This window comes from Variovorax sp. YR752, assembly GCF_943372545.1.
Map to the genome: position 1 here is coordinate 1 of NZ_CALRZC010000367.1, position 5,152 is coordinate 5,152.

At 70.0% G+C, this 5,152-nt stretch carries 6 protein-coding genes; 3 read left to right on the forward strand and 3 right to left on the reverse strand.

The window, feature by feature from the left end; genetic code table 11:
* Window positions 1-466, forward strand: a 466-nt coding sequence (locus AAG801_RS40245; protein WP_341893476.1) for a response regulator, incomplete at its 5' end; no start/stop codon positions are given.
* Window positions 467-508: 42 nt separating this feature from the next.
* Complete coding sequence (hemH, locus tag AAG801_RS40250) at window positions 509-1,597, forward strand: ferrochelatase (RefSeq protein WP_341893477.1); 1,089 nt, start codon at window positions 509-511, stop codon at window positions 1,595-1,597.
* A gap of 15 nt (window positions 1,598-1,612) precedes the next feature.
* Here the strand turns inward: hemH and AAG801_RS40255 are convergent, their stop codons facing one another.
* Genes AAG801_RS40255 through AAG801_RS40265 form a run of 3 tightly spaced genes read right to left on the reverse strand, consistent with a single transcriptional unit; the run spans window position 1,613 to window position 4,566 of the window.
* Window positions 1,613-3,109 carry a tripartite tricarboxylate transporter permease gene (locus AAG801_RS40255; protein ID WP_341893478.1) on the reverse strand — a complete coding sequence of 499 codons (1,497 nt, stop codon included), beginning with the start codon at window positions 3,107-3,109 and terminating at the stop codon, window positions 1,613-1,615.
* A 3-nt stretch (window positions 3,110-3,112) separates the two neighbouring features.
* A complete protein-coding gene (locus AAG801_RS40260) occupies window positions 3,113-3,607 on the reverse strand; it encodes a tripartite tricarboxylate transporter TctB family protein (RefSeq protein WP_341893479.1) in 495 nt (164 codons plus the stop codon).
* Window positions 3,607-4,566 (reverse strand): tripartite tricarboxylate transporter substrate-binding protein, encoded by a 960-nt coding sequence (locus tag AAG801_RS40265; protein WP_341893480.1) that lies wholly within the window; start codon window positions 4,564-4,566, stop codon window positions 3,607-3,609. Before AAG801_RS40265 ends, AAG801_RS40260 begins: the two co-directional genes overlap by 1 nt.
* Before the next feature lie 143 nt (window positions 4,567-4,709).
* Here AAG801_RS40265 and AAG801_RS40270 point away from each other — a divergent pair.
* On the forward strand, window positions 4,710-5,152 hold a 443-nt coding region (locus AAG801_RS40270; RefSeq protein ID WP_341893481.1), incomplete at its 3' end, for a response regulator.

Here is a 5,152-nt window from a genome sequence, read left to right on the forward strand (position 1 = left end):
GGCCGCGGACGCGCCCACCAGCCCGATGCCGCTGCCGCCACCGCTGGCGGGGAGCGAGGCGGCACAGCCGCAGCAGGCCGCCGTCGCGCCGCTGCGCCTGCTCTACGTCGAGGACAACCGCATCAACGCGCTGCTCTTCGAGGAAGCGATGCGCATGCTCGGCGGCATCGAACTGCAGGTCGCCGAGGACGGCGCCGAGGCGCTGCAACTCGCCCGGCACTGGGCGCCGCAGGTGCTGGTGCTCGACGCCAACCTGCCGGACATGCACGGCCACGAACTGCTGGGCCGCCTGCGCGAGCTGCCCGGCCTGGCGACGACACCGGCCTTCATGTGCTCGGCCGACGCGATGCCGGAGGACCTGGAGCGCGCCCGTGCGTCCGGCTTCATCGGCTACTGGACCAAGCCGATCGAATTGCCCAAGGTCAGTGCGGCGCTGGACGCGCTGCGCAACACCACGGCGGCCTGATGCGCGCACGTCAACGATAATCGCGCGCCCTCTGCCGCCCCCATGAGCTTCGCCACCGAACCTGCCCATCGCCACGGCACGCCCGAACAGACCGCCGTGCTGCTGGTCAACCTCGGCACGCCCGACGCGCCGACACCCGCCGCGCTGCGCCGCTACCTGGCGCAGTTCCTCGGCGACCCTCGGGTGGTCGAGATTCCGCGCGCGCTGTGGTGGCTGATCCTGCACGGCGTGATCCTGCGCGTGCGGCCGGCGAAGTCGGCGAAGAAGTACGAGAGCGTCTGGATGCCCGAAGGCTCGCCGCTGCAGGTCTGGAGCAGCAAGCAGGCCACGCTGCTGCGCGGCTACCTCGGCGAGCGCGGCCACCCGGTGCTGGTGCGCCACGCGATGCGCTACGGCAACCCCTCGGTGGACAGCGTGCTCGACGAGCTGAAGGCCGCCGGCGCCACCCGCATCCTGCTGCTGCCGATGTACCCGCAGTACTCCGGCCCGACCACCGCCAGTGCCTGGGACGCGGTCGGCGCCTGGTCGGCCCGCGTGCGCAGCCTGCCCGAGTTCCGCTTCGTCAACCGCTACCACGACGACGCCGGCTACATCGAGGCGCTGGCCCAGCGTGTGCTGGCGCACTGGCAGACCAACGGCCGCGGCGACAAGCTGGTGCTGAGCTTCCACGGCGTTCCCAAGCGCACCCTGCTGCTCGGCGATCCGTACCACTGCGAATGCCTGAAGACCGCGCGACTGCTCGGCGAGCGCCTGACGCTGCAGAAGGAACAGCTCGTCGTCACCTTCCAGAGCCGTTTCGGCAAGGCCGAGTGGCTGCAGCCCTACACCGAGCCGACGCTGGTCGAGCTGGCGAAGCAGGGTGTGGCCAGCGTCGACCTGATGTGTCCCGGCTTCACCGCCGACTGCCTCGAGACGCTCGAAGAGATCGACCAGGAGGCGCGTGAAGCCTTCCTCGAGGCGGGCGGCAAGGCGTTCCAGTACATCCCCTGCCTGAACGACAGTCATGCGTGGATTGCCGCGCTGGCCGACATCGCGATCCGCCACATGCAGGGCTGGTCGGTGAAGGCGGCCGATGCGAAGGCCCTGGAGGCGCAGCGCCAGCGCGCGCTGGCCGCCGGCGCCTCCGACTGAACCGCGCGACGCGGATCAGGGCGCGCGGCGCAGCTTGCGCCGCAGGCGCAGCAGCCTCGGCAGGCCGAGCACGAGCAGGATCACGATGATCAGCACCAGCGAACCCGGCCGCTCGAGGAACACGCTCCACCTGCCCTCGCCGATCGACAGCGCGTTGCGCATCTGCGCCTCGGCCAGCGGCCCGAGGATCATGCCCACCACCACCGGTGCGGTCGGGAAGTCGAAGCGCCGCATCACCACGCCGAGCAGGCCGATCGCGTAGAGCAGCACCAGGTCGAAGGCCGACTGGCGCATGCCGTACACGCCCACCGTGGCGAAGATCAGGATGCCGGCGTACAGCGGCGGCTTGGGGATCTTCAGCAGCTTCACCCACAGGCCCACCAGCGGCAGGTTGAGCACCAGCAGCATCACGTTGCCGATGTACAGCGAGGCGATCAGCGCCCACACCAGCGCGGCATTGCTGTCGAACAGCTGCGGCCCCGGGTTGATGCCGTAGTTCTGGAACGCGCCGAGCAGGATCGCCGTGGTGTTGGAGGTCGGGATGCCCAGCGTCAGCAGCGGGATCAGCGTGGCGGTGATGGCCGCGTTGTTGGCCGCCTCCGGCCCGGCCACGCCTTCGATCGCGCCGGTGGTGCCGAACTCCTCCTTGTGCTTGCTGAGCTTCTTCTCGGTGGCATAGCTGATGAAGGTCGGGATCTCGCTGCCGCCGGCCGGCACGGTGCCGAACGGGAAGCCGATAAAGGTGGCGCGCAGCCAGGCCGGCCAGGAGCGCTTCCACTCGGAGGCGGTCATGTGGACCTTGCTCATCCTGTTCTGCGTCTCGACGGTGCGGCCCTCGTAGAGCACCGCGTAGAGCGCCTCGGCGACGGCGAACAGGCCGACGGCGATGAGCACCACCTCCAGGCCGTCCATCAGCTCGGGCGTCCCGAAGGTGTAGCGCGCCTGGGCCGAGATCTGGTCGAGGCCGACCAGGCCCATCGCCAGGCCGACGAACAGCGCGGTCAGCCCGCGCAGCGTGCTCTTGCCGAGCACCGCGGACACCGTGCAGAAGGCCAGCACCATCAGCAGGAAATACTCCGGCGGCCCGAGCTTGACGGCGTGCTCGGCGACCAGTGGCGCGAACAGCGTGACGCCCACGGTGGCGATGGTCCCGGCGACGAAGGAGCCGATCGCCGCGGTGGCCAGCGCCGCGCCGGCGCGGCCGTTCTTGGCCATCTTGTTGCCTTCCATGGCGGTGACCATGGAGCCGGCCTCGCCCGGCGTGTTCAGCAGGATGGAGGTGGTCGAGCCGCCGTACATCGCACCGTAGTAGATGCCGGCGAAGAAGATCATCGAGGCGGTCGGGTCGACCTTCAGCGTGATCGGCAGCAGCATCGCCACCGCGGTGGCCGGGCCGATGCCGGGCAGCACCCCCACCGCCGTGCCGATGGTGCAACCGAGCAGCGCCCACAGCAGGTTGATCGGCGTGCCAGCGGTGACGAAACCCTGCAGCAGGTTGTTCCAGAGGTCCATGGCTCAGATCCAGCCCGTGTCGGTGAGGCCGGGCAGGCTGATCGCGAGCAGCTTGCCGAACATCCAGTAGACCGGCGCAGCAATGGCCATGCCGACCGCCAGGTCGACGATCCACGCCTTGGGCGAGAGGTCGAGCCGGCCTTCGGCCGACTTGAAGCCGCGCACCGCGAGCACGAAGCACAGCGCACAACTCAGCACGAAGCCGATGCGCGTGATCAGCGCCGCGGTGCACAGGATGCCGATCGACACCCAGATGAAGCCGGGCCAGTGGCCGTGCTCGTCGCCGGAGGGCTGCTCCATCAGCCGGAAGCCGCCGGTCACGGCCTCCCAGACGAGGAAGGCGCCGCAGGCCAGCAGCGCCAGCCCGACCACCCAGGGCAGGAAGTTGGGCCCGACACCGCCGTAGCCGGCGTCGGAGCGGATCGTCGTGGCGCCCGCGACGATCAGCGCCCCCAGCGCCAGCGTGCCGGCGCCGACCGCGACGTGGCGCCGGTTCATCAGACCATTCCCGACTTCACCATGATCGCGCGCAAAGCAGCGAACTCGTCGTCGACGAACTTCTCGAACTCGGCACCGGCCATCACCGCCGGCGTCCAGGCGTTCTTCGCGAGCGACTCGGCCCAGGCCTTGGACTTGGTGGCCTTGACCACCATGTCCGTCAACGCCTTGCGCTGCTCGGGCGTGATGCCGGGCGCGCCGTACACGCCGCGCCAGTTGCCGAGCACCACGTTGACACCCTGCTCCTTCAGCGTCGGCACCTCGATGCCGGGCAGGCGCTTCTCGCTGGTCACGCCGATCGCGCGCATCTTGCCGGCCTTGATGTACTCGGCGAACTCGCTGTAGCCGCTGCCGCCGATCGTCACGTTGCCGCCGAGGATGGCGGCCACCGCCTCGCCGCCCCCACGGAAGGCGACGTAGTTGATCTTCGCCGGGTCGACACCGACCTCGCGGGCGATCATCGCCGCGGCGATATGCTCGGTGGAGCCGCGCGAGCCACCGCCCCACTTGACGCTGCCCGGGTCCTTCTTGAGCTGATCGATGACGTCCTTCATCGTCTTCAGCGGTGAACTGGCCGGCAGCACGAAGACGTTGTATTCGCTGGTCAGGCGCGCCAGCGGCGTGGCCTGTGTCAGGCTCACCGGCGGCTTGCCGGTGATGATGCCGCCGAGCATCACCGCGCCCATCACCATCAGCGCGTTCGGGTCGCCCTTGCTGGCGTTGACGAACTGCGCCAGGCCGATGGCGCCGGCGGCGCCGCCCTTGTTGTCGAAGCTGACCGACGAGGCAACACCGGCGTCCTGCAGCGCCTTGCCGAGCGCGCGGCCGGTGGAGTCCCAGCCGCCGCCGGGGTTGGCCGGGATCATCATCTTCAGGTTGGCGCTGGCGCGTGCCGAGAGCGGCAGTGCGCCGGCAGCGGCCAGGGCGGCCAGCGAGCGGAGGAAGGTGTCGCGACGCATGTCTTGTCCCCTTGCGGTGGTTGGAAGAAGTGTGCGGTGATGTTCGGCGCAAAAGCTGTCAGTCGGCTGTCCGATCGCCTAGGGAAAGCCCCGAGAGCTCAGCGAGAATCCATGCCCGATCCGTGGGCCAGACTGGCACGCGAATGAAGCTGCTGCTGATCGAAGACAACCCCGCCATGCAGACCACGCTGCAGCGCTCTTTCGAGCGCCGCGGCATCACCGTCGTGCCCTGCACCGACGGCGCGCGCGCCCTCGACCGCTGGCGCGCCAGCGTGCCCGACGTGGTGCTGCTCGACCTCAGCCTGCCCGGCCTCGACGGCCTGCAGGTGCTGACGCGGGCACGGGCCGAGGGACTGCGCACGCCGGTGCTGATCCTGACCGCGCGAGGCACGGTGGGCGACCGCATCCTCGGCCTGAACAGCGGCGCAGACGACTACCTGCCCAAGCCCTTCGACCTCGACGAGCTGGAGGCGCGCATCCGCGCGCTGGTGCGGCGCGGCGAGCCTGCCGGGGCGACGGCCGCGGCACCCTCGCCGGGCTTCGCTGGCCTGAGCGTCGACGGCGAGAGTGGTGCGGTTCGCCTGGA

Excerpts from the sequence above, each read along its gene's own strand:
- hemH (WP_341893477.1), top strand. The coding sequence starts at position 509 with ATGAGCTTCGCCACCGAACCTGCCCATCGCCACGGCACGCCCGAACAG.
- AAG801_RS40255 (WP_341893478.1), bottom strand. The coding sequence starts at position 3,109 with ATGGACCTCTGGAACAACCTGCTGCAGGGTTTCGTCACCGCTGGCACG.
- AAG801_RS40260 (WP_341893479.1), bottom strand. The coding sequence starts at position 3,607 with ATGAACCGGCGCCACGTCGCGGTCGGCGCCGGCACGCTGGCGCTGGGG.
- AAG801_RS40265 (WP_341893480.1), bottom strand. The coding sequence starts at position 4,566 with ATGCGTCGCGACACCTTCCTCCGCTCGCTGGCCGCCCTGGCCGCTGCC.